The organism is Calothrix sp. CCY 0018 (genome assembly GCF_963920925.1).
GTDB lineage: Bacteria > Cyanobacteriota > Cyanobacteriia > Cyanobacteriales > Nostocaceae > Rivularia.
Window position 1 is genome coordinate 17,164 of record NZ_CAWUDI010000054.1, and the last position, 25,666, is coordinate 42,829.

Sequence of the window (25,666 nt, forward strand, 5' to 3'; positions counted from 1 at the left end):
AGTCGTTAAACTTCCACTGGATAACGTTGCATCATTTGATACTTTTTTCTCCAAGCTTGAGGAGGAATGTCATGATGTTGGCGAAATTGCCGGGAAAAATGACAGGCATTTTGATAGCCGACATTAGTAGCAATTTCTTCTATATTCTGACTGGTATTCTTCAGTAAATAACGCGCAGCAGCCATACGACGTTTAACAATCCAGCTATTAACCGTTTCTCCAGTTATTTTCGCAACTCTATTAGTTAAGTAAGCTGCCGAATAACCAACTGCTTGAGCTACATCACTCAAGGTAATTCCCTTTTGATAGTTAGCTTCGATATAATCAAATACTTCTTTCAACTGAGGCACAATAGGAAAAATTGACTTTTCTTGACTCGATGCCGCAGTTTCATTTAGTCGCGATGGTGACGTACTATTATAGTTGGCATAACAATAACGAAGGAAAGCCTGCTTTTTCTCCAGTCGAGTGGCGATCGCCTTTAATAATTGTTCGACTGAAGCGGGTTTAGTAATATAGTCATCAGCACCAGTCTCCATACCTTTGCGAAAATCTTCTTGAGAACCTTTGCCAGTCAGAAAAATAAATGGAATTACTGCTGTAAGCGGATTTTGACGCAATTGCCTTAAAACGGTGAACCCATCAACATCGGGCATTAATACATCACAAATGACTAAATCGGGTAAATTAGAAACAGCTTGTTGAATACCCGTAGTACCATTCGAGGCACTTATGATCTCAAAGCCTTCGCTCTCAAGCCCATCTAAATACATATTACGGGTACGAGCATCGTCTTCAATTACTAAGATTTTTTTTGGAACAACGTTAATCATGATTAATTACTGTAAAGATTGAGTTTTGGAATTTAATGCCGAGCTAACAAGGATGTAAAATTTTTCTTGGTTATATGGTTAATTGACTATAAAAAAAGATTCGATTTTGATAACGTATATTATGATTAAAATTTAATTATTGACGGATGGTACTTTTAGCGTAAAAATCGTTCCTACACCAACCTCACTTGACAGCGAAATTTCACATCCATGTAAATCTGCCAGAGTTTTCACAATCGACAAACCTAGCCCGGTACCGGGTATACTATCAATGTTGCTGCCTCGATAAAATGGTTCAAATATCTGCTGTTGATCTACTACTGGAATCCCGATTCCTTTATCTTTGATTTTGAAAGTCACATCATCTTCTCCACATATAAGTTCTAAAGCGACAGCATTACTAGATACCGAATATTTAACGGCATTAGAAATTAAATTAGTTAAAATGTGATGTAATAATTTTGGATCTACACACCGAGTCGAACATTCACCTTCACTTACGAAGTTAATTGCTTTTTGCTTGCCTCCTGCCAAATAAATCTGTGCTATGATATCTCTACAAAATTGCTTGAGATCGAGTTGTCTCGGTTCGCACTTCAATGTATCTGCTTCAGCTTTACCAAATAATAAAATTTCATCAAGTAGTTCGCTGATTTGCTCTACAGCATCTTGAATTAAGTCAAGATAGGAGCGATTTTTCTCTTCACTCCACTGATGAATATTGCGTCTGAGCAAGTCAGATGAGAAAGAAACAACGTTGAGTGGAGTACGAAATTGATGACAAAGCATTGAAACAAAGCGCTTTCTGAGTTCACTTAACCTTCTTGCTTGTTCTAATGTTTGACAAAGCTCCGATTGGGCTTGCTTATAGTCGGTAATATCAATTGCCGTAATCATCTCCACTTCTTTCCCTGCAAAGTCAAGCACTCCATCAAGTCGCTCTAAGGTACAAGCTAACCAGCGAGAAAAACCTTGTTTAGTGCGAATCTGCATTTCTTGGTACTGGCAAGTAGTAGCTCCATCTTGCTTGCGTACCTGTCTGTGCTGTCTTTTTTGAACTATTTGCTCAAATTTGAATTTGTTATGAGTCAGTTCTTTGATTGAATAGCCAGTTAGCATTTCCGCTGCTCGGTTGGCATAACAAACATAACTATCGTGAATCAAAATAATCCCAGCTTCCGTATTCTGGGCTAAAGTACGAAATCTCGCTTCATTTCGCTTTAGTGCTTCTTCGCTTCGTCTTGATTCTGTAATATCCCAGATACTCCACACTCTACCAATAATATTGTCATTGAGTTTATAAGGCTCGGAATAGTGTGCAAATATTCTTCCATCTTTTAACTTTAATAAATTATAGGTTTCTGAATCAGACTTTGAAGGTAATTCCCAAATATGCGAACGAAACACCTCTACATCTTGAATTTGACTCTCAAAAAAATCTTTAACTTCACTACGGTTTCTTGATATCCTCAGCTCCGGTGGAAGATTCCATAAATCTATGAACTTTTGATTGTAATAAAGTATCTCTCCATCAAAGTTGATCGCAAGTATGCCATTAGCAGTAGATTCTAAGGTTGAAGTTAGCAAGGAAATAGAATTTTTTAAATCATCATCTGTTTTCTCATATTCAACAATTCTTTGTTCCAAACCATCTCTAATGTTTGGAGATTCTACTAATTGTGCCTGCGAAGCGCGGGGGAGGTACTCGCGATTATCTTTGCAAGCATACACGCAACATACTTGCTTATTTTCCAATTCCTCCAAAATAAGAGAGATTTTTACACGAAACACTTTGCCTGCTTTATCTCGATAGCAAGTTTCAAAGCCGATCGAACCTTGCTGCTTAAGTAATTCCCATTGCTGTAACCATTTTTCCCATTCCCAATTAACATCTACTTCTCGTAACCTCATCCCAAGTATTTCATCTGGGGAATATCCAACAAGCGAACAAGTTGCATTATTAACGTAGATAAATTGACCATTTTCTTCTACGCAAAAGACAGCATCTTTTGAATGATTAATTAGTATTTGGGCTAATTTCAACTCTTCTTGCAGTTCTAATCTGATTTTAGAGTTGGGTTCGATAATCATAATAAAGTATATGCTCCGCTATGCTGGTTGAGTCGTTCAAAGGTTCGAGCTATATTGCAACCCCGAATTGTAATAAGTTCCAAGTTACCGCTTTTAATCACTTCTAACCCTGATAAGCATTTTTGCCTATCGTTAAGAGCAGAAAAGTTACTTGGCGATAAACTTGGCTTATACCTTTGCTTCAAACAACTTATCAAAAATTTGTAAAAATTCGTATAATTTAACAATAAATTTCATATTTCCTTTACAAAAATCCTTCCATGATGGTCTAAGTATCATCTACAACCTCGTTTTTCATTGATAAAAGATTTTTACTATCATAAAAACAAGTTTCTGAACTGGGATGTTAATAAATGCATGAATCGCGATCGAGCAACTATCCAAAAATTATTCTGATGTAATCCGATTGAATATTTAAAAGCTGCACCTAGCTGAAACCATTTTCGATAGATATAAAATTAGATGTTATCAATTAGTTGTATTATTTCCTTGCTTTATCTAGCTTAAAGCATAAATAATTTTAGTTGGTTCTTCAGGCTTAATAACTACTTAGATAAAGAGCATCTTTACATAACCAATATACTTGTATAAATTTTAATTTTAAAATAAATTTTATAGTTAATTTCCCTAATGATTTGCGAATAGAAAGAAATAATTGCAGCTTAATAAGACCAAATTACTACTGAATCAAATTTATTTTACTTAATTTATTTTCTCATTATTCTTTCAAGATTTAACTATAAATTTTACTTGGGCTACATCTGCCACAAGATATACTTGCAAATGGCTAAAAAGTGACAAAATCTATATCTGCATCTATCTTTAGATGTATATTAATATTTGTTGCTAATTATTTTGATTGCAGATTGAGCTTGATGATTTCAGGCATAATTTGAGGTATTGCCTATACTGAAATGTAACTTACAAGTATAAGTATATAAACGTAAGCGACTACTGTATAAATATTTTATATATTTGGGGATATATCCGCTAAAAGCCCGATAATTCCATAAAAAAATACTTTTTGACCGAAGTAAATCAATGCAATTACCCAAAATTATCGTATGTTTTGTTACTCGGCTTATGGGTTAGATTAATTTCAAATGTAAAGAAAAGCAAAAGAATAGGCAATGGGATCAAAAGATTTTTCATTGCAGCAACCTATAAGATTTGTGTACGCTTGTTTTCATAAGCACAGAGTCTTGGTTGTTTTGCTTCTATAGTTAAATTTTTCTACTGACGGTAAAAGTGGTAATTAACCATTCCCGGTGTTTGTAAGGCTGGGTGTGAAGTTATAAGGAAGCATAACCATAGATTTCGGGTGCCATTGAAAGCGCATCCGAGAAGCTGTGAATATTAAGTACTTAGGTACACCCAACCCTAGTTCAGGAAGCGTATATTAAATAATGGTTCAAAATTTTACTAAAAGAGTTTCTTCTGCGAGCGTAGAACAGAAAGAAGCTCTTAGGCAGAGTTATGCACAAGCGAAAATAAGCAAGCCTACTGAAGAAAGCAACGAGAATACGACTGTTGCTGAGGCAGTAGCGCAAATGTGCGAAAACTTAGGCATAAAATCGGCCTACGGAGTTTCCGGAGGTGCGATGGCATCACTTTGGGGCGCTTTATCCAACAGTGATATTGATGTATTAAATTTCCGTCATGAGGCTGGAGCGGCGTTTGCTGCTACGGAAGGTTATTTTGCTAGCGGTAATCCTACCGTGGTGTTTACCACAGCAGGACCTGGTATAACGAATGCTTTAACCGGATTATTTGCTGCGCGTGGCGAAGGTGCAAAAGTGATTTTGCTGTCAGCTTGCACCTCAGCAGCGCAACGGGGACGGTGGGCGATTCAGGAAACCAGTACCGACACTTTACCCAGCAGTGGTATTTTCACCACGGGTACGATGTTCAATTATGCTAGCACAGTGGAATCTGCCGCTCAATTGCCGCAAATATTTCGTAAACTTGCTTTGGGACTTTCTCAACCTGGTGGGTATGTTGCTCATATAACGATACCTACAGCCGTACAAAATATGAGTATGGACCAGACTCAATTACCAGAGAAAGGCGTTAGCTGTTCTTTGGTAACGTCGAGTTCGGAAGTAGTTGCGAATGCAGCCAAGTTGCTTTCGCAAGGTACATTTGCCATTTGGTTGGGATTTGGTGCCCGTGGTGCGGCTTCGGAAATTCGTCAGCTTGCGGAAAAAACTGGAGCAGCAGTAATGTGTTCTCCTCGCGGTAAAGGAATTTTCCCAGAAAACCATCCTCAGTTTATTGGGGTAACTGGTTTAGGGGGTCATGGTTCTGTGATGACATATATGCAAGAGCAGGCTCCCATCCGCACTTTAGTATTGGGAAGTCGTCTGAGCGAACCGACTTCATTTTGGAATCAAGAAATGGTTCCTTCGAGAGGTTTCATCCATGTCGATATAGATCCTAATGTGCCGGGAGTTGCCTATCCTCATGCTGAAACTTTAGGAATTCAGTCTGATGTTCAAGCCTTTGTTTTGCAGTTGCTAAGTATTTTAGAAGCTGACGAAAAGTCACAGTTGCAGATCAAAACATCTCAACCTTCATCATTACCTAAGCCGGAACGTATTACGGTTGAACCCGGACAAGAATCACCCATCAGACCAGAAATTTTGATGGAAGCGATTCAAAAGGTAATTGTTGATGGAAGCGATGCGGTGGTTATGGCTGAGTGCGGTAACTCTTTTACTTGGTCAACAAATCTTTTGCAATTTAACCAAGCGAATCGCTATCGAGTCAGCACTGGAGTGGGTGCAATGGGACACGCTGTAACTGGTGTTGTTGGTGCGGCGAGCGCTAGAAATGGTAAAGCCGTAGCCATTGTAGGAGACGGAGCTATGTTGATGAACAACGAAATCAGCACGGCAGTTAAGTATCAAATACCCGCAATTTGGATTGTCCTCAACGATGCTCGTTACAATATGTGCCATCAAGGCATGAAAATGTTAGGTATGACGGGCGCAGATGCAACCATCCCAGAGACAGATTTTCAAATGATCGCGCGGGCAATGGGAGCCGAAGGAATTCGCGTTACTAAAGAATCTGAAATTACGGCAGCGCTAAAACAGGCGATCGCCGCAAATGGCCCAGTAATAATCGATGTTCTGATCGATCCAGATAGACCTGCTCCTTCCAAAGGACGCAATAAAGGTCTGGCTTGTCAAGGAGTTAAATCGACTTCCGAAAAGAAACCCAAAGCAGCATCATTTCCAAATATTTAAGTTGTAGAGACGTAGCAGTGCTACGTCTTTACAGAAGTTAAAAGTTAGGAGTTAAGAATTAAGAATTAAGAGTTTTGACAACTAACCTTTATTGCATTAATTTAATTTTATTTAGTAGGAGCAGGTAGATTGAATCTTTTTGATAATGTAACAGAAATGGGTCACGAGCAAGTATTGTTTTGTAACGGTAAAGACCCAGATATTAAAGCAATAATTGCTATTCACGATACAAGTTTAGGTCCAGCGATGGGAGCAACAAGAATGTTGCCTTATGTATCCGAAGAAGCTGCTTTAAAAGATGCTTTACGTTTGAGTCGGGGTATGACTTATAAAGCTGCCTGTGCCAACATTCCTGTTGGTGGTGGTAAAGCTGTAATTATTGGCAATCCCGCACATAAAACTGACGAACTTTTGTATGCTTACGGGCGTTTTGTTAACAGCTTGAACGGACGTTTTATTACGGGTCAAGATGTCAACATGACCCCGGAAGATGTCCGAAAAATTAGTCGAGAAACTAATCACGTTGTAGGTGTTGAAGAACAATCCGGAGGACCGGCACCTGTAACTGGATGGGGAGTATTTTTAGGTTTGAAAGCGGCTGTTGAATTTCGGTTAAAAACTTCCGATTTAACAGGACTGAAAGTAGCAGTTCAAGGATTAGGAAATGTTGGTACAAACCTTTGCCGTCATTTACATGAGAATGGTGCAAAGCTTTTTGTTACCGATATTAATAAAGAGAGAACAGAAGAAATCAAGCGTCTGTTTGGTGCGACTATAGTTGAACCCTCAGAAATTTACGGACTTGATGTAGATGTATTTTCTCCCTGTGCTTTAGGTGGAATTCTGTCGAGCGAGACAATTCCGCAAATTAAAGCAAGCGTAATTGCTGGTTGTGCCAACAATCAGTTAGGTGAAGAAAAAGCAGACGGAATGATGCTTGTAGAAAAAGGCATTTTGTATGCACCCGATTATGTAATTAATGCCGGGGGATTAATCAACGTTTATAACGAAATGATTGGTTATAACGAAGAAAAAGCCTTTAAGCAAGTTAGAAATATTTATAATACCTTGCATGAGATTTTTGACCGAGCCGAGAAACAGCAAATTACCACAGATGCAGCTTCCAAGCAGTTAGCAGAAGAAAGAATTGCCAACGCTAAAAATCTCAAAAAAGTTTTATCTACAACTGTATCCACTAACGGTAAACATTAAATAACTGATAACTGTTAACTGATAACTGTAAAAGGGTGACAATGGAAAAAAATACGTTTGCAACATCGGCTTATATTCAAACTTCACCAAAAACAGCTTTTGACTATCTTTGTAGTTTGAAGAATTTGGATGAATGGACGCTGTTTAGCCGCATGAAAGAAAAGATTGATGAAGATACCTGGAGAGGAACAGCTTCTGGGTATCATGAAGACCTTTTCTATCACGTTAAAAAGCTAGAAAATCCTAAGTTTTATGGGATTGAATGGCACTGTGGATTGGAATATCAAAAGTATTACCAAGTTTATCCAGTATTGCTTTTCCCTACCGATTATATAGAACCGGGAACTGACGAAAAAGGCGTATATTTCCACTGGTTAAGTTTTGTCGATCCAAAACGACAAACTGGAATGATTATGCAAGGTATTCATACAGTACATACTTCTGAATGTCGTTCTCTTAAAGCAAATTTAGAACGTAAAGAAGGTCTTACTAGTGCTGCAAAAGGAAGGCACTTTGTAGATACCGATACTATATATGTTGATGCTCCAATTGAGATGGGGATCGAATTTTTGCAAGACTTGCGGAATATGGATGAATGGGCGCATTTGCTCAGACCAAATGGTAATATTTCCGAATCAGAGGGAGAATTTATCGATGAATATAATCAGAAAGTCAAAGCAAGAATAGAGTTACACACTTTGAGTAAATACTATTTGCTCGAACAAGAATTCTACTATCCAGAACACGAATATTATCAGCGAACTCCTATGCTTTTAATACCAGCTTCTTATGCATTTGCTGACCCTGAAGCACGAGGTTTTATTATGCATAGAATCAGTTTCTGGAAAGCTGATAAATCTGAGATTCATGGTAAGCTGCAAATTGAAGACTTAGGGGCTGAAAGCATGAACATTAAGCGGATGCTCGAAAGCAAGGCTGGTAATATGGAAAGCTTTAATAGAGGGATGAGTTATATTCCGCAATAGGATTTTGACAACGGATGCGTTTATTTTAACAACGGATGCGTTTCTTTTAGATTTTGGATTGGAATCTTTTTTAAGAGTTTCTGTATCGAAAAAATCTAAAATTTAAAGCTACTAAAATCTTTGAGAATACCACTAGTACGATTCATTCCAAATCTAACAAATCCGGATTTTCAACATTTTAAATTTTCCAAATACTCTTACCGGGGTGCTTACTACTAGTTTTTATAGGTAATCGGAATTTACCCGTATAACCTCCCTTGTGTAAGGGAGGTTAGGGTAATTTGAGCCGGATAAAAGCGTAAATTCCAAATAATCTTAAGCACAAATAACTTATTTTTTATAAATGACAGCACAGCTACTCACAAACACATCTTTTGAAATAATCGCTGACAATCTTGATAATCCGAAAGGATTGACATTTGCTCCCGATGGCAGTCTGTATATTACAGAAGCCGGAACTGGTGGAAATGGGCCGTCAATTCCTGCTCCTAGCGGTCAGGGAAATTTACATTACGGTCGCAGTGGTGCTATTAGCAAAATTGAAAATGGCACCGTTCGACGTATATTGACAGGATTACCTTCCGTGGCATTCCCCGATGGTTCGGGTGCTGCTGGTCCTCACGATATCAAGTTTGATGCAGATGGAAAAGCTTATGTTCTATTAGGTTATGCAGCTAATCCAGCTTTTCGCGAATCTCTTGGCGATAATAATTTAGGAACAATTATTACTTTAGATTTGAGTAATAATACTTGGTCAAGTATAGCAGATATCACCAATTGTGAAGTTATTAAAAAGATTGTATTAAAGGACAGTGAAGTTGCTAGTAACCCCTTGTCTTTATACGTAGATGGTAATAGATTGGTAATAGTTGATGCGGGCGCAAACAGTCTCTTCAGCATAAATACTGACGGCAGTAATTTAGAGTTAATTGCTGCGATTCCCGAACGGATATTAACTAATCCAATATTACCCGGTGCTAAATCGGAAAATTTTGACCGGGGGCACGTACCAGCACCTGGTGCTTATCATCAAGCACCACCATCCCAAATGTCGATTCAATCGGTACCTACGGATGTTGTCAAAGGTGCGGATGGTGCTTACTACGTTTGCGAATTTAGTGGCTTTCCTTTCCCTGAAGGTGAAGCAAGAATCTATAAAACTAGTGTGAACGGCGAGTTAGAAGTTTTCGCTTCGGGATTCACACAATTAATAGATATGACCTTTGATGCTGAGGGAAATTTGTATGTTTTGCAACATATGAATCAGTCTGGATGGAAAGGAAAACCAGATGGAGCATTAATTAAAATTGCTCCTAACAGCGAACGTACAATGCTCATGGAGGGTAATGGATTAGAAATGCCCTCCGCTCTCACAATAGGTCCCGATGGTGCTTTTTATATCATCAATCGAGGCGGTCGTCCGGGAATCGGACAGATTATCAGAGTTGAGAATCATAAAAATATTTCCCATTCTTATATCTAGCAGCGCGTTATGGATTGCCAATAACGCAAGCTATGTAAGTGGAAAATAAGCTTCAAGCCAACAATATGCTTGATATTCATATCCCAATAATCGGGGCTGTTCTTCAAAGAACCGCATTTATTCCATAAACTACTAATCAATTTCACAAACTATGAAATTCAAGTCAATTGCTTTAACGCTTTTCACGGCAAGTATTGTTTCCATTTTAGGAACGACAGCAGCACAAGCAGCTTCGCTCTCTGTACTAGCTGATGGATTAGACAATCCTCGTAACTTTGATTTTGACACCGAGGGAAATATTTATCTAACAACTAGCGGAAAAGGTGGAACTGGAGAAGATGGAAGATGCGTTCCATCACCTAGCTCGCAGTTTATTCCTTTGTGTGCGGGTAACACTGGTTCCTTGCTTAAAATCGGTACCGATGGTAGCACTTCAACAGTAATTCCAGATTTGGCATCCTTAGCTTTGACTCCCTTCGGAGAACAAGCAGCAGGCCCTGCTGACTTCAAATTTGACAGTAAAGGAAACGCCTACCTATTGATGGGTTACGCTGGCAACCCTGCTACTAGTGGAGATATTTTACAAAGTCCTACACTTGGAAAATTATTTGAAGTTGATCTAGTAAATGGTGCGTTAGGAAGAGAAGTTGCTGACTTTGCTCAGTACGAAGTAGAAAACAATCCCGATGGTAGTGACCTTATTACCAATCCTTACGCAATGACGATTAAGGATAATACAGCTTTTGTAGTTGATGGTGGTGCGAACGTAATTTGGAAGACAGCGCTCGATAAAGGTGGAATTGAGAAAGTAGCGGCATTCCCCATCCTACCTGTCGATCAAAGCGAACTTGAATTTCCTAGCTTTGAACCCCCTGGTGAAATTCCAGATGGAGAACAACCATCCGATGCACCTGGATTACCAGCAATCAACGGTCAAGGTGGCGACACGGAAGCACCAAGCGGTCCCCCAGAAGGAGAAGAAGCAAGTCAAGATTTTCCGATTACATTCCAATCAGTACCTACAGGAATTACCCAGTCTCCCAATGGTGATTTTACGGTAGCTGAATACTCTTACTTCCCCTATCCAGAAGGTAGAGCGCGTCTATATTCAGTTGACGATGATTTGAATATAAACGAGAAATATACCAACGGTGGTGACGGCTTTACTCAGCTAACTGGTACCGCATACGACGAAGATGGCTCCTTGTACGTATTGCAACACATGAACACCTCCGAGTGGAAGAATATTCTTCAAGGTGGTGAAGTAATCGGCGATATCAGCAGTTCGATTATCAAAGTTGCTGCCGATGGTACTCGCGAAACCATCTGGAACGGTAACGGTTTAGAAGCTGCTTCCGGTTTGACTTACCGTGACGGTGCTTTATACACAGCAAACCGCGCACGTTTAGCAGATGTAGGTCAATTAGTCAAGATTGACTTAGGTAAAGGTGGTGACAAACCTACTAAAGTTCCCGAACCTGCTTCCATACTTGGTTTGTTAGGAGTTGCTGCTGCTGGTGCGGCTTCCAAATACAGCAAGCGCAAGCGTCAGGAAGAGAAGCTAGAAGAAATTTTGGACAAGGTGGAAGTTCTTTAACAGTTAGCAGTTATCTGCAAATGAAAACTATAACTCAATACTTAGAACTATCCAAGTAAAAAAACAGCAAGTTGCTGTTTGATGAATTTAATCAGCAGCAACTCACTGTAAGAGTTCCAGGTCTTGACCTGGAAACAATAGCTAATCAAGAGTATAACTAGCCTTCTCAGGAAAATCAACTATGAAACTTGTAAAAAATGTATCATTAGCGCTTGCTAGTGCGGGATTTATGGTTTTGGCGGCGACTGCCGAAGCTAAAGCAATCAACCTTACATACGAAAATTCAATTGGTTCGCCGGGATTCGGTCCGGGAGAGCTTTTTGTTCCCCAAGGTGTTGCACAGAGCAATGCAGATGGAAACGTTTACGTAAGTAACGGTCGCGGTTTTGACCCTAGCCCAGGAGGAGCTGGATTTCTTCCTAATGTTGGTAACAGAGTTGACGTATTCAGCCCTGACGGTACCTATTTGAAGGCGATCGGAACTGGGGTTCAAGGTAAAGGAGCCGGTATAGACGAACCAGGAGATTTGAAATTCGATCCTATTAGCGGCAATTTATACGTAGCTGACGTTTTTAACAGCGAAATCGACGTATATAACCCACAAAATGGGGAATTCGTTACTTCTTTCGGTTCATTCAGCGGTCAAGGACCTGGCGATATCTTCTTCGGTCCGGGCGGTATTGATTTTGACAAAGAAGGAAATTTACACGTAACCGATTTCAGTGCTGATGAAGTAAAGGTTTACGGTAGAGATGGCTCATTAGTTAAAACCTATGGCAGCTTGGGTACCGAACCAGGACAGTTTGATGGCCCTGCTGGTTTAGCTATATCTCAAAATACTGGCAATATTTACATTAACGACCAGTTTAATAACCGGATTCAGGTACTTGATTCGGAAGAGAACTTCCTTTATGCCTTTGGTACTGAAGGAACCGAACCCGGACAATTCAACGAGCCAATCGGTATCGATGTGGATGAATTCGATAATATCTACGTAGCTGACTCGCAAAATAACCGCGTTCAGGTATTTGACAAAGACGGTAATTTCTTAACTGTATTTGGTGAACCTGTAGAAAATCCCGGACCTCCCGCACCCGGAGAACTACCTTTTTCCACTAACCCTGCTGACTTAGAACCAGGTAAGTTTAACTGGAGTGGTGGCTTAAGCTACAACGATGGCAAAGTTTTTGTAGGTGATTTCTTTACTGGTCGCGTACAGGTATTGAATGTTGAAGGTAGAGATGCTGCGAAGAAAGTACCTGAACCTACAACTTTATTAGGTTTAGGTGTATTTGCACTTGGTGCTGCTGCTACTAAGTTGAAGAAAAATAAGCAATCTGCTTAACAAGCATTTTTACTTAATTCTCGTTCCCAGTCTCAGGCTGGGAACGCGCCCATATACGTCTTAATTTATGAAATTAATTAAAAAAGTATCAGTAGCGGTTGCGAGTGCGGGATTTATGGTTTTGGCAGCCACCGCCGAAGCTAAAGCAGTAAGCCTAACATACGATAGCCAAATTGGTTCGCCGGGATTCGCTCCGGGAGAGCTTTTTGTTCCCCAGGGTGTAACCGTACAGGACGAAACTGGAAACGTTTATGTATCTAACGGTCGTGGTCTTAATCCCGATGGTTCTTTTAATCCAGACCTTGGTAATAAAGTAGAAATATATAATCCTAGTGGTGAATATATTGGCGCGGTTGGTAGCGGTGGAACCGGGCCAGGAGAGTTCGACGAACCTTCAGCTTTAGAATTTAGTCCTAAAAACGGAAACCTTTATGTAGGTGACGTTTTTAACAACCGTATAAATGTATATGATTCAAAAGGTAACTTTTTAAATACCTTTGGTGAAGGTTTATTCGGCGGTCTTATCGAAGGTAGAGCCTTCTTCGGACCTTCTGGAATCACATTTGACGAAGTTGGTAATGTCTACATAGGAGATTTCAGTAACGACCGAATTCTCAAATTTACCGAAGATGGCGAGTTACTTGGCAGCATTGGTAGTGCTGGCACCGAACCAGGGCAATTTCAAGGACCGGCGGGTGTAAGAATATCTCCAACCACCGGAAACTTCTTTGTTACCGACCAGTTTAATAACCGCGTTCAAGTACTTTCCCCTGAAGGAGAAGCTCTTTTAGTCTTTGGGGAACAAGGCATCGGAGATGGGCAGTTTAATCAGCCAATTGGTGTTGAAGTTGATGCTGATGAGAATATTTATGTAGCTGACTCGATCAACAGCCGCGTACAGGTATTTGATAGAGAAGGTAATTTCTTAACAGCATACGGCGAACCTGCTCTGAATGAAGAAGGTCAACCCGTTCCTCCTCCTCAGCTTGGCGAACCTCCTTTCGGCGACCCCTTAGACCTTACACCAGGTAGATTTAACTGGACGGCAGGTACATCACTCAATGATGGCAAGCTTTATGTAGGTGACTTTTTCCAAGGTCGCGTACAGGTGTTGGATATAGAACGGCACAAAGGTGCAACCAAAGTTCCCGAACCTGCTTCCTTATTAGGTTTAGGTGTGTTCGTACTTGGCGCTGCTATGACCAAGTTTAAAAAGGATAAGCAACAATCTGCTTAACAAGCATTTTTACTTAATTTTCGTTCCCAGTCTCAGGCTGGGAACGCCTAAAAGCTCTGCCTTCCTACATCGTCAAAAATATTATTTCTTAATAGAATCGCAAATATTTTTGCAATCTTCATAAAAGAGTTCTATAGCAACGATAAAATATTGTTAAAAGCAACACAATTACTTAATTAATTAGACTTACGTATTTGATTGTAAATAGTAACTAAAAGTCACTGTATTAGGGTAATGACTTAGCGAAATCGCAATCTTGGAAATATCGGCTGAAAGTCAGCGATCGCATAAAGCTTCTTATAAATCCTATTCAAACTTTTATAGATGAAACAGATGAAGGACTATGCAGAAACTACCAAGAAGCAACTATATATAAACGAAGAAACATATAACAAAATGACACTTGCGACAAATTATATAGAAACACAAAATATTACTGCTGAAGATTTACTTTACCGTTGGGTATCGCGACAAGTCAAGACTGAAGCTCTCGATTGGTTAGATAAAAAGCGACAGCAGATTAACGATGGTGCGGCACCTTTTCTATTTTTTACTGCCTTTAGTGCAGTACCTCGTTATACAGAAAAAAACGAAATACAGCCGACGGTAGAAGAATTAGAATCAGCCTTGAATGTATGCAATGATTGGTATCCTGCTAATTGGACTATAGATCAAGCGGCTCGAATATTACTGGTATTAAGTTTACCATCAAATGATGCAGATAAATATATACGCACATTAGATCGAGTATTTGCATCTGCCGACGTTAGGGAATTAGTAGCGCTATATCAAGCATTACCGCTGCTTCCTTATCCAGAAAAAGTTCGCGATCGCTCCGCCGAGGGTATTCGCAGCAATATGACAGCAGTCTTTAATGCCGTTGCCTTGCAAAATCCTTATCCAGCAAAATATTTAGACAATCTAGCTTGGAATCAGATGGTTTTAAAAGCTTTGTTTGTCGGTAGTCCTTTACATTTAATTCAAGGAATTGACGAACGAGCAAATCCAGAGCTAGCCAGAATGCTGGTTGATTACGCTCACGAACGGTGGGCAGCAGGGCGCGATGTATCACCAGAATTATGGCGATGCGTCGGAAAATTCGCCAACAGTGAAATGTTAGCAGATTTAGAGCGCGTTTTAACCGAATCTTACACTAAAGCCGATTCAAACGGTAAAGGGCAGCAAAAATTACTGGAAAGAACCGCAGCAGCTTTAGCTTGTGCTGACTGTCCCCTACCCCAAGCTCAAGAAATTCTAGCTAGATATCCAGATTTGCAAAATGATATTCAAGCAGGAAGACTGACTTGGAAGAATGTTAAATGAAATGGGGATGGGGCATAGGGCATGGGGAATAGGAAAGTTTTAATTCGTCGTTCAGAAGATTACGGAAATAAACCGCAGAGAGCGCAGAGTGCGCGGAGGAAAGAGATAAAGAGAGATAAGTTGCCACACATTTTATTTGTATTTAACCAACGAGCAAGATGCTCGCACTAACAAAATCTAATATCTCACAACCCTACTAACTATTCCCAATGCCCAATGCCCAATGCCCTATTCCCAAAATCTAAAATCCAAAATTCAAAATTATTATTATGTACATCGATCCACATATTCACATGAGTTCCCGCACTACCGACGATTACGAAAAAATGCGTGATGCGGGCATTGTTGCGGTAATTGAACCTGCTTTCTGGATGGGACAACCACGGACTAATATTGGTTCTTTTCAGGATTATTTCAGCAGTTTAGTGGGCTGGGAACGTTTTCGAGCGTCACAGTTTGGCATCAACCATTACTGCACTATTGGATTAAACTCAAAAGAAGCTAATAACGAACCTTTGGCGGAACAGGTGATGGAATTGTTACCTTTGTATGCTTGTAAAGAAGGTGTGGTTGCGATCGGTGAAATTGGTTACGATGATATGACTCCAGCGGAAGATAAGTACTTTCGCTTGCAGCTAGAATTAGCTAAAGAATTAGATATGCTGGTAATGATTCATACACCCCACCGCGATAAAAAAGCGGGTACCATTCGCAGCATGGAAGTATGTATCGAACATGGTTTGGAACCTTCCAAGGTGGTAATGGATCATAACAATGAAGAAACCGTAAAAGATGTATTAGATCGAGGTTTCTGGGCAGCATTTACAATTTACCCCAACACCAAAATGGGTAACGCTCGCATGGTGGAAGTTGTACGTCAATACGGTTGCGATCGAATCATCGTAGACAGTAGCGCCGACTGGGGAGTAAGCGATCCGTTGGCGGTACCAAAAACCGCTCAATTGATGGTAGAGAGAGGAATTCCAGAAGCCCACGTGCGAGCAACTTGCTACGAAAACGCCCTCGCAGCATACAGCCAAAGCGGTCAAATACAAGAATCTGACTGGTTAAACCCATCCCCCATCGATCAGCGCGAATTATTTAGCGGTAACTCCGTACTGCGCGGGCAAAAGCCAGTTGTCGAAAAATCTGACTCCGAATACGCACTAATCGAGTAATCAATCATCAATGAACAATTATCAATGGTTTATTGTTCATTGCTCATTGCTCATTGTTAATTGTTAATTGTCTCAAAATATGAACACGGCAACTTTAAACACCAACCGCCTTTGGGCGTATCTACAGTTAACGCGACCCGCAAACATTGTCACGGCCTGGGCGGATGTGCTTGCGGGTATTGCGGCTGCTGGTTTTGCAGGTTTTGATAATCCGCTACCTGTCGCATGGCTACTTTTGGCTACTACTGGTTTATACGGTGGCGGCGTTGTATTTAATGATGTCTTTGATGCAGGATTAGATGCCAAAGAAAGACCAGAAAGACCAATTCCTAGCGGTAGGGCAACTTTTAGGGGAGCAACTGTTTTAGGAAGTGTACTTTTAACTATTGGTGTATTTGCTGCGGCTCAAGTTTCTTCGTTGAGTTTTAGTATTGCCTGCGGTGTGGCTGCTGCGGCTTTGCTTTATGACGCTTACGGAAAACACCATACGTTTTTTGGCCCTTTAAATATGGGGATTTGTCGCGGTGGTAATTTACTGCTGGGTGTAAGTATTTTGTCGCCGATGTTGAGGGAACATTGGTATTTAGCTTTAATTCCTATTACTTATATTGCGGCAATTACAGCTATAAGCCAAGGTGAAGTACATGGTGGAAAACGTAGTACTGGTGTTGTAGCATTAATATTGATGGGGGTAGTAATCACTGGGCTTTTAGCTTTGGGGTGGTTAAATAAATCTTACTTCTTAGCAGTAATACCATTCGTGATTTTACTGACTTGGCGCGTGTTGTTACCTTTTATTCAAGCTGTAGGAGAACCAAGTGCTGAAAATATACGTACAGCAGTGCGTTCCGGAGTTTTGTCTCTGATAGTATTAGATGCAACTCTTAGCTGTAGTTTTGCGGGTTTACCCTATGGTTTATTAGTGTTAATTTTGTTACCTGCATCTATAATATTAGCAAAGCTATTTGCGGTAACTTAGGACACATTAAATGGAGGAGGGGATAGAGAGTTAAAAGTTAAGAGTTAAAAGTTAAAATTTTCAAACTTCCAATGCCCTATGCCCTATTCCCTATTCCCAAACCCTAATTAACTTATAAAAAGTCGATATAAATGCAAATTCTAATTTATTCTTATAATTATCATCCCGAACCCATCGGAATTGCGCCTTTGATGACTGAGCTTGCTGAGGGATTAGTTAAAAAAGGGCATCAGGTGCGGGTGATTACTGGTATGCCAAATTATCCACAGCGCGAGATTTACGAGGAGTATCGGGGTAAGTGGTATGTTACGGAAGAGAAAAATGGCGTAACTATTCAACGTTGTTATTTAAGAATTAAATCTAAGCCTAATTTAATCGATCGCTTGCTATTAGAATTAAGTTTTGTATTTACAAGTTTGCCGCAAGCTCTCAATGGTTGGCGGCCTGATGTTATTCTTTTAACTGTTCCACCTTTATTAGTTTCCCTACCTGCGACATTTTTAGGTTGGTTTTATAATTGTCCGGTGGTATTGAACCTACAAGATATTTTACCAGAAGCTGCAATCCGAACTGGATTATTGAAAAATAAATTCATGATTCGCGCTTTGGAAGTTTTAGAAAAATTTGCTTATAAAAAAGCTCATACAATTAGCGTCATTGCTGATGGCTTTGTTAAGAACTTAGTTAATAAGAAAGTTCCTATAGATAAGATTGCCTGTATTCCCAATTGGGTAGATGTCAATTTTATTCGCCCTTTGCCAAATAAAGCTAAAAATTGGAAGGCTATTCACAAATTAGAGAACAAATTTGTGGCGCTTTATTCGGGAAATATTGCTTTGACTCAGGGTTTAGAAACGGTAATAGAAACAGCAGCATCATTAAGTCATATTCCTGACATTGCTTTTGTCATTGCTGGGGAATCCAAGGCATTGAAAAGATTGCAAAAACATTGTCTGGCTTGTGGTGCGAATAATGTTTTATTGCTACCCTTGCAACCGCGAGAAAAATTACCAGAAATGCTAGCGGCTGCTGATGTGGGTTTGGTAGTGCAAAAGCGCAACGTGATTTCGTTTAATATGCCTTCCAAAATACCATTATTGTTAGCTTCGGGGAGTCCAATTATTGCTTCCGTTCCCGCTTCCGGTACCGCAGCACGTGCAGTTAGACAAAGCGGTGGTGGTGTAGTCGTTTCCCCAGAATCACCTCAAGATTTAGCTGCTGGAATTATGAGTTTATATAGCAATCCCGATTTAGCAAAAAAACTGGGTGAAAAGGCAAGGAACTTTGCTATCGAACGCTATTCTTTTGAACAAGCTTTAACAGCTTATGAAGCCGTTTTTTATCAAGCTATTTCTCGCAAAGTCCCCGGTATTTTACCTGCATTAGAAAAGAAGTTAGGGTTAAGGAGTTAGAGGTAAGGAGTTGGGAGTTAGTAATTAGATATAAATTATTTATTAGATACTTGAACTATTCAAAATAGATCGGTCTTGCTAAGGTAGCTACTGAAATTTCTTAACGCATTTTTCTATTACCCGTTCTCCTTTCCCCTTCCTTTAACTAAATATAAATCAATAAAAAATCAATATCTCAAATAAATAGATTAAAGATTGCTCAATCTATTAAAGTATAATTGTGTTATTAGAATATAACTTTAAATTCTAAGCCAAATAATTCAGGAAAAATATTAAAGGCAGTTTGACATTTATTAATTTAAGAATACCGCTACATTAATTAAAAATTACGCTTTTGGTAGCGTTCACTGCATGAAATACTAATAATTAAAGAATCAATTTATGGTTTCTAAAACAGAAAACAAGGGTAATTCTCAACGAATTACTATCATCGGTGGATGCGGGCAGATGGGACAGTGGTTTGCTCGCGAGTTGTCAGCAAATGGGCATAAAGTGTGCGCTTTCGGAAATCAAGATTGGCCGTTTGCACAAAAGTTGCTTGGTGATGCTGACTTAGTGTTAGTTTCGGTTCCCATTGAGAAAACTGTAGAAGTAATTAAGCGTGCTGCTCAATATCTGAAACCGACTACGGCGATCGCCGATATTACCAGTGTCAAAACTGAACCCGTACAAGCAATGATGGAGTACCACAAAGGTGCTGTAATGGGCTTACATCCTATGTTTGGTCCGAAGGTTGAATCCTTTGCTCAACAGATTATTGTGGTATGTCGGGGACGAAATGACGACAGATTTCAATGGTTGTTAGATTTCTTCAAAGCTCAAGGCAGCAACTTGGTAGAATCGACACCTAAAGAACACGATAAAATGATGACAATTGTTCAAGCAATGCGTCATTTTGCTAGGTTCAGTTTGGGTGTATTCTTAGCTGAAGAAAACATCGATATTCAGCGTAGTTTATCAATGGCTAGTCCAACTTATTGCCAAGAAATTGATATTCTCAAGCGTTTGTTTGCTCAAAGTTCGCATTTGTGTGCGGATATTATGTTAGCCACAGAAGAAAGATGTGAAACTATAGTAACTCTTGCCGAAACTTACAGCCGTTTGGCAAAACTTGTAGCTGAAAAAGATAGAGAAGGATTAATTAAAGAATTTGAATCAACTCAAACCTTTTTTAATCAAGCTTTAGCTTCCGAAGACAAAGAAGAAGAAACAGCAGAAAATTATCTAATAAATCGTTTTACTTCACAACAACATCTTAATGGAAGTAAAAAAGATAGTAGTGAGAATGTTTTGATTACTAGATGATTGAGGGAACAGGGAATAGGGAACAGGGAACAGTTTGTAGTAAGGACTTTAGTTCTCAATCTAGGAGAAAATGCTAAGAGGATGTTTGAAAAGTATCGTTTTTAACCAATCATTGCTTTGATCCCCCCTTCCCCCCTTAAAAAGGGGGGTTAAAGTCCACAAATTTAGCAGGGAATTTAGGGGAATCTCGAAAGTTAGTGAGGTCTTATTCATAACTTTTCACACATCCTCTAAAGCAAGTTATTACAACCCTTAATAGCCTCAAAATTTATTTATTATATTTTTACTGTTCCCTATTCCCCATTCCCTTTACCAATTAAAACTATGCAAATCGATGTATTTCATGATACTGTATGTCCTTGGTGTCGAATTGGTAAAAAGCACCTTTTTGATGCGCTTTCGCAATTCGATCCAGAAGCTGTAAACATTCGCTGGCATCCTTTTCTTTTAGATAATTCTGTTCCTAGTGAAGGATATGAATTTCGTAATTTTATGCAGCAACGGAAATGTTTGTCACCGCAACAATTACAGCAAATGTTTGATTATACGAGACGTATGGGTGAAGCTGCTGGCGTAATTTTAGATTTTGAAAATGTGCGCTTGGCTGTTAATACTACTCTTTCTCACCGACTGATTGAATTAACTCCAGAACCTCTTAAAAGTAAAGTTGTTGAAGCAATTTATAAAGCTTACTTTGAAGAAGGTTTAAACTTAGGAAGTGTTGATATCATAGTATCAATTGCTAGATCGTGCGGAATAGATTCTCCTGAATTAGCACAGCAATTAAAGGATAAAAATGCCCGCGATGCAATTATTGCTGAATCAGACAAAGCTCGGAGTTTAAGTATTAATAGCGTACCGTTTTTTATTATTAATAACCAAGTCAAAATTAGTGGTTCTCAGTCGAAAGAAACGTTTGTTAAGCAGTTAGCAGTGAACAGTGAACAGTGAACAGTTAGGAGTTAGCAATTAAGAGTTAATATCTTCCCTCTCCAATTGCCAATTACCAATTACCAATTAGCAATTACCAATTATTAATTATGATATTAGAAGTAAAAAGCAAGACTAAGTATAATTTAAAACCGATTCAGCAACGTGTTGAGGTGACTTTTAATTATCCGGTTCACTTCACTAATGGTATTTTTGATGTAGATAATTCTTTGTTGACTTCGGTTGTTGCGAATGACGGGGAAGCCAAACCGAAAAAGGTGGTGGCTGTTGTTGATGATGGTTTGTTGTCACACCGGGATGGGTTGCTTGAAGAATTAGAGGAATATTGCCGTTTCAATTCTTCTATTTTGAGTCTTGAAGCTGAACCTTTGGTAGTTCCCGGTGGTGAAGCGGCGAAAAATAATCCCCAATTGGTTGAAGAAATTCATCAATTGGTTGATACTGCTGGTATTTGTCGTCACTCTTACATTATTGCTATCGGTGGTGGTGCTGTTCTCGATTTAGTCGGATATGCGGCAGCTACAGCCCATCGCGGAATTCGTCTTATCCGTATTCCTACTACTGTATTAGCTCAAAATGATTCTGCGGTAGGAGTCAAAAATGGGATTAATGCTTTTGGTAAAAAGAACTTTTTGGGCAGCTTTGCACCTCCTTACGCTGTTTTAAATGATTTTGATTTCCTTAATACTCTCAACGAACGAGATTGGCGCTCTGGTATTGCTGAAGCGGTGAAAGTAGCGCTGATTAAAGATGCCGATTTTTTCGAGTTTATTTCTAATAATGCTGCACTTCTAGCTCGTCGCGATTTGCAAGTAATGCAGCAGGTAATTTACCGATGCGCTCAGCTACATTTACAACATATTGCTACAAGCGGCGATGCTTTTGAAATGGGTTCTTCCCGTCCCCTTGATTTTGGACATTGGGCGGCTCATAAGCTCGAACAGTTGACTAATTATCGCTTGCGTCATGGTGAAGCGGTAGCAATTGGAATGGCTTTGGATAGCACTTATTCTTATTTAGAAGGAATGCTGACTCATGGAGAATGGCAACAAATACTGAATACTTTAAAAACATTAGGATTTGAGCTATACGTTCCCGAACTTAATGAAGAATCTGAAATAGAGCATCCAAGATGTTTGTTTCGAGGGTTAAACGAATTTCGCGAGCATTTGGGTGGAGAATTAACCTTAACGCTTTTGCAAAGAATTGGAGAAGAAATTGAGGTTCATGCAGTGAAAAATTCTTCATATCAACAAGCAATAACCCTGTTATCTAATGCGAAAATGTAATTATCCGCAATTTACATTTAGCATTTGACAAACAGTTATAAATATGAAAATCTTTTCTGAGAAAAACCTTCACCTGACTTACTGCACTAATATTCACCCCGGTGAAGATTGGAGTCAGGTTTTTGCAAATTTACAGCAATATATACCATCTCTGAAAAAAAAGCTATCTCCAAATAAACCTTTTGGTATTGGGTTGCGTTTAGCAGATGCAGCATCTAGAGAACTTTTGCAGGGAAATACTTTACAAAAGTTTAAATCGTGGTTAAAAGAACACGAGCTATACGTATTTACACTGAATGGTTTTCCTTATGGGGGTTTCCATTTACAGGTAGTTAAAGACAAAGTTTATGCGCCGGATTGGTCTAAACAAGAGCGTTTGGACTACACGTTGCGATTAGCTCAAATTCTTAGCGAACTATTACCTGAAGAAATGGAAGGTAGCATTTCTACAGTACCGCTATCTTATAAACCGTGGTTCGAGAGCGATCGATCTCAAGCGGAAGTCACCAGCAGCGCTACTATTCATATAGCTCAAGTAGTAGCGCAAATGGTACGAATCCGCGCCGCAAATGATAAAGTTCTGCATTTGAATCTGGAGCCAGAGCCGGATGCATTACTTGAAAATGCCGAAGAAGTAATAAAATATTTTGAGAAATACTTGTTGCCCATTGGTGGAGCATATTTAGCAAAAAACTTGGGAATTCCCCAACCAGCAGCCGAAGTGCTTTTACTCGAACACGTGCGAGTATGTTACGACACCTGCCATTTTGCAGTCGAATATGAAGATCCAGCTTCTGTATTTGAAAGATTTGCAGCAGCAGGAATCCAAATAGGTAAAATTCAAATTAGTGCAGCATTAAAAGCTCAAATACCACAACATAAAAGCGAAAGGCTGTTATTAAAAGATAGATTGCAGCCTTTTGCCGAATCTACATATTTACATCAAGTAATCGCTCGTCATGCAGACGGAAAGCTGCAACATTATCAAGATTTAGGATCGGCATTATCTTTTCTTGAAGAAAGCACGGCTTGCGAATGGCGCACTCACTTTCACGTACCATTATTTATCGACGATTATCAGGTATTGCGCTCAACTCAAGATGACATTGTTACCGTATTTGAACTATTGCAAAATAACCAGATTTGCAATCATTTAGAAATCGAAACCTACACTTGGGAAGTCTTACCTCCCGAAATGAAAGTAGATATAGCAGCATCCATTCAGCGCGAGTATGAATGGGTTTTATGGAAACTACAAACAATCAATTCTCAAAAGTTAGTTGTTAGTAGATAGTGGTTAGTGGTTCGTAGTAAGCGCTTTAGCGCTCAGTTTCGGGACTAAACTCCTTGTGGATAATGGTTCGTAGTAAGCGCTTTAGCGCCTCCGGATTGGGGACTAAAGTCCTTACTACGAACCTATAAAAATGATTCATCAACTTTCACTCATAAGGTATAAATAGTTAATAAAAATTATATTTCCACTATCAACTAACAACTAACAACTAATCTATGAATAAAACAGTAGTAATTAACGTAGTCGGATTAACGCCAAATCTATTAGGGAAGCATACACCAATGCTTTCAAAGTGGGCGGGAGAAGGAAAAGTTGCCACTGTAGATCCAGTTTTACCGGCAGTAACTTGTTCGGTACAGTCTACCTATCTTACGGGTAAAATGCCGTCTGAACATGGCATTGTGGGTAATGGTTGGTATTTTAGAGATGATTGTGAAACGAAGTTTTGGCGACAGTCGAATAAGTTAGTTCAATCTTCTAAAATATGGGACATAGCGCGGAAATTTGATCCATCTTTTACCTGCGCTAATATGTTCTGGTGGTACAATATGTACTCCTCGGCAAATTATGCAGTGACTCCCCGACCGATGTATCCTGCTGATGGTAGGAAGATACCCGATATTTATACTCATCCAGCTAAGTTTCGCGAGCAATTACAAGCAGAGTTTGGTCAATTTCCTTTATTTAACTTTTGGGGGCCAACTGCATCTATTGAATCTACACAATGGATAGCAAATTCATCAAAATGGGTAGAAGAAAAATGCAGCCCAAATCTAACTTTAATTTATTTACCGCATCTAGATTACTGTTTGCAAAAATTTGGCCCAGACCAAGACAAAATAGCTCAAGAATTACAAGAAGTAGATACGGTTTGCGGCGATTTAATTAATTTTTACGAACAGCGCGGTGCTTCCGTTATCGTGTTATCGGAATATGGGATTACATCCGTTTCTCAACCTATTCATATTAATAGATTATTGCGTTCAAAAGGTTTATTAGCCATCCGCGAAGAAGAAGGAAGAGAACTCCTTGATGCTGGTGCCAGCAAAGCTTTTGCCGTTGCAGACCATCAAATTGCTCACGTTTACGTTAATGATGTTGATTATATTCCTCAAGTCAAAAGTTTGTTAGAACAAGCTGAGGGAATCGACTATGTTTTAGACGAAACTAGCAAATCAGATTACCATCTAAATCATTCTCGAAGCGGGGAATTAGTAGCAGTTGCAAACAGTAATGCATGGTTTACCTATTATTACTGGCTCGACGATAAACGCGCTCCAGACTTTGCCAGAACAGTAGATATTCATCGTAAACCAGGTTATGACCCAGTAGAGTTATTTGTAGACCCCAAAATCAAACTTCCCAAACTAAAAATAGGGTCAAAACTACTTAAGAAAAAGCTTGGTTTTCGCTACTTAATGGATGTGATTCCATTAGACGCTTCTTTAGTAAAAGGTTCTCACGGCTGTATTCCTCCTACCCCCGACATGGGACCTTTATTAATTAGCAAACAAAGTAACTTAATCAATTCTGAATCTATCAAAGCAACCGACGTTTGTGGATTAATTTTGCAACATCTTCAGGTAGACAGTGAGCAGTTAGCAGTTAGCAGTTAGGAATTAGGAGTTAGGAATTAGGAGTTTATATTTCCCCTTCTCTCCTTCTCTCCTTGTCCCCCCATCTCCCCCTCTCCTTGTGCCCCCTCTCCCCCCTCCGAAGACATACTTCATTTTTCATACTTTAGATGGTGGCGAAAATACTGATAGTTTGATTCTTAATATTTCTTAAGTAAAGTTATGTAACAGCTAAAAATTGGACACACCTATCGAAAAAAAGTTCATGTATGCCTTGGACGATATCTAGTAGGCTTAAGGTAGTATAAAGAGTTTAAAAAGTTTGC

At 39.4% G+C, this 25,666-nt stretch carries 18 protein-coding genes; 16 read left to right on the forward strand and 2 right to left on the reverse strand.

Going from position 1 to position 25,666, the window contains the following annotated elements:
- Window positions 1-5: 5 nt before the first annotated feature.
- Entirely contained in the window at window positions 6-833 is an 828-nt protein-coding gene (locus ACM03V_RS29010; RefSeq protein ID WP_414624275.1) for a response regulator, read from the reverse strand.
- 132 nt (window positions 834-965) lie between these two features.
- A complete protein-coding gene (locus ACM03V_RS29015; protein WP_414624276.1) occupies window positions 966-2,924 on the reverse strand; it encodes a scytonemin biosynthesis sensor histidine kinase in 1,959 nt (652 codons plus the stop codon).
- 1,406 nt (window positions 2,925-4,330) lie between these two features.
- On the opposite strand from ACM03V_RS29015, the gene scyA reads away from it, so the two are divergent.
- From scyA to ACM03V_RS29095, 16 genes are all read left to right on the forward strand, one after another.
- Entirely contained in the window at window positions 4,331-6,175 is a 1,845-nt protein-coding gene (gene scyA, locus ACM03V_RS29020; protein ID WP_414624277.1) for a scytonemin biosynthesis protein ScyA, read from the forward strand.
- A 129-nt stretch (window positions 6,176-6,304) separates the two neighbouring features.
- Entirely contained in the window at window positions 6,305-7,387 is a 1,083-nt protein-coding gene (scyB, locus tag ACM03V_RS29025) for a tryptophan dehydrogenase ScyB (protein WP_414624278.1), read from the forward strand.
- 41 nt (window positions 7,388-7,428) lie between these two features.
- Window positions 7,429-8,373: a scytonemin biosynthesis cyclase/decarboxylase ScyC gene (gene scyC, locus ACM03V_RS29030; RefSeq protein ID WP_414624279.1), complete on the forward strand. Its 945-nt coding sequence runs from the start codon at window positions 7,429-7,431 to the stop codon at window positions 8,371-8,373.
- A 343-nt stretch (window positions 8,374-8,716) separates the two neighbouring features.
- The gene (locus ACM03V_RS29035; protein WP_414624280.1) at window positions 8,717-9,856 is read left to right on the forward strand and encodes a ScyD/ScyE family protein; all 1,140 of its coding nucleotides are present in this window, start codon (window positions 8,717-8,719) and stop codon (window positions 9,854-9,856) included.
- A 151-nt stretch (window positions 9,857-10,007) separates the two neighbouring features.
- Complete coding sequence (locus tag ACM03V_RS29040) at window positions 10,008-11,453, forward strand: ScyD/ScyE family protein (protein WP_414624281.1); 1,446 nt, start codon at window positions 10,008-10,010, stop codon at window positions 11,451-11,453.
- 181 nt (window positions 11,454-11,634) lie between these two features.
- Window positions 11,635-12,798, forward strand: coding sequence for a scytonemin biosynthesis PEP-CTERM protein ScyF (gene scyF / locus ACM03V_RS29045; protein ID WP_414624282.1), 1,164 nt, complete (start codon window positions 11,635-11,637; stop codon window positions 12,796-12,798).
- A gap of 67 nt (window positions 12,799-12,865) precedes the next feature.
- Complete coding sequence (gene scyF, locus ACM03V_RS29050) at window positions 12,866-14,035, forward strand: scytonemin biosynthesis PEP-CTERM protein ScyF (protein ID WP_414624283.1); 1,170 nt, start codon at window positions 12,866-12,868, stop codon at window positions 14,033-14,035.
- A gap of 324 nt (window positions 14,036-14,359) precedes the next feature.
- The gene (locus ACM03V_RS29055) at window positions 14,360-15,358 is read left to right on the forward strand and encodes an EboA family metabolite traffic protein (RefSeq protein ID WP_414624284.1); all 999 of its coding nucleotides are present in this window, start codon (window positions 14,360-14,362) and stop codon (window positions 15,356-15,358) included.
- A gap of 269 nt (window positions 15,359-15,627) precedes the next feature.
- On the forward strand, window positions 15,628-16,536 hold the full coding sequence (locus tag ACM03V_RS29060; protein WP_414624285.1) for a TatD family hydrolase: 909 nt from the start codon (window positions 15,628-15,630) through the stop codon (window positions 16,534-16,536).
- Window positions 16,537-16,615: 79 nt separating this feature from the next.
- Window positions 16,616-17,515: a UbiA-like protein EboC gene (gene eboC, locus ACM03V_RS29065; protein ID WP_414624286.1), complete on the forward strand. Its 900-nt coding sequence runs from the start codon at window positions 16,616-16,618 to the stop codon at window positions 17,513-17,515.
- A 131-nt stretch (window positions 17,516-17,646) separates the two neighbouring features.
- Window positions 17,647-18,927, forward strand: a complete 1,281-nt coding sequence (locus tag ACM03V_RS29070; protein ID WP_414624287.1) for a glycosyltransferase family 4 protein — start codon at window positions 17,647-17,649, stop codon at window positions 18,925-18,927.
- A 381-nt stretch (window positions 18,928-19,308) separates the two neighbouring features.
- Window positions 19,309-20,232 (forward strand): bifunctional chorismate mutase/prephenate dehydrogenase, encoded by a 924-nt coding sequence (gene tyrA / locus ACM03V_RS29075; protein ID WP_414624288.1) that lies wholly within the window; start codon window positions 19,309-19,311, stop codon window positions 20,230-20,232.
- 324 nt (window positions 20,233-20,556) lie between these two features.
- A complete protein-coding gene (locus tag ACM03V_RS29080) occupies window positions 20,557-21,183 on the forward strand; it encodes a DsbA family oxidoreductase (RefSeq protein WP_414624289.1) in 627 nt (208 codons plus the stop codon).
- A gap of 89 nt (window positions 21,184-21,272) precedes the next feature.
- The gene (locus tag ACM03V_RS29085) at window positions 21,273-22,472 is read left to right on the forward strand and encodes a 3-dehydroquinate synthase (RefSeq protein ID WP_414624290.1); all 1,200 of its coding nucleotides are present in this window, start codon (window positions 21,273-21,275) and stop codon (window positions 22,470-22,472) included.
- Between the two features lie 43 nt (window positions 22,473-22,515).
- Window positions 22,516-23,766, forward strand: a complete 1,251-nt coding sequence (gene eboE, locus ACM03V_RS29090; RefSeq protein ID WP_414624291.1) for a metabolite traffic protein EboE — start codon at window positions 22,516-22,518, stop codon at window positions 23,764-23,766.
- Window positions 23,767-23,981: 215 nt separating this feature from the next.
- Entirely contained in the window at window positions 23,982-25,382 is a 1,401-nt protein-coding gene (locus ACM03V_RS29095; protein WP_414624292.1) for an alkaline phosphatase family protein, read from the forward strand.
- Window positions 25,383-25,666 lie beyond the last annotated feature (284 nt).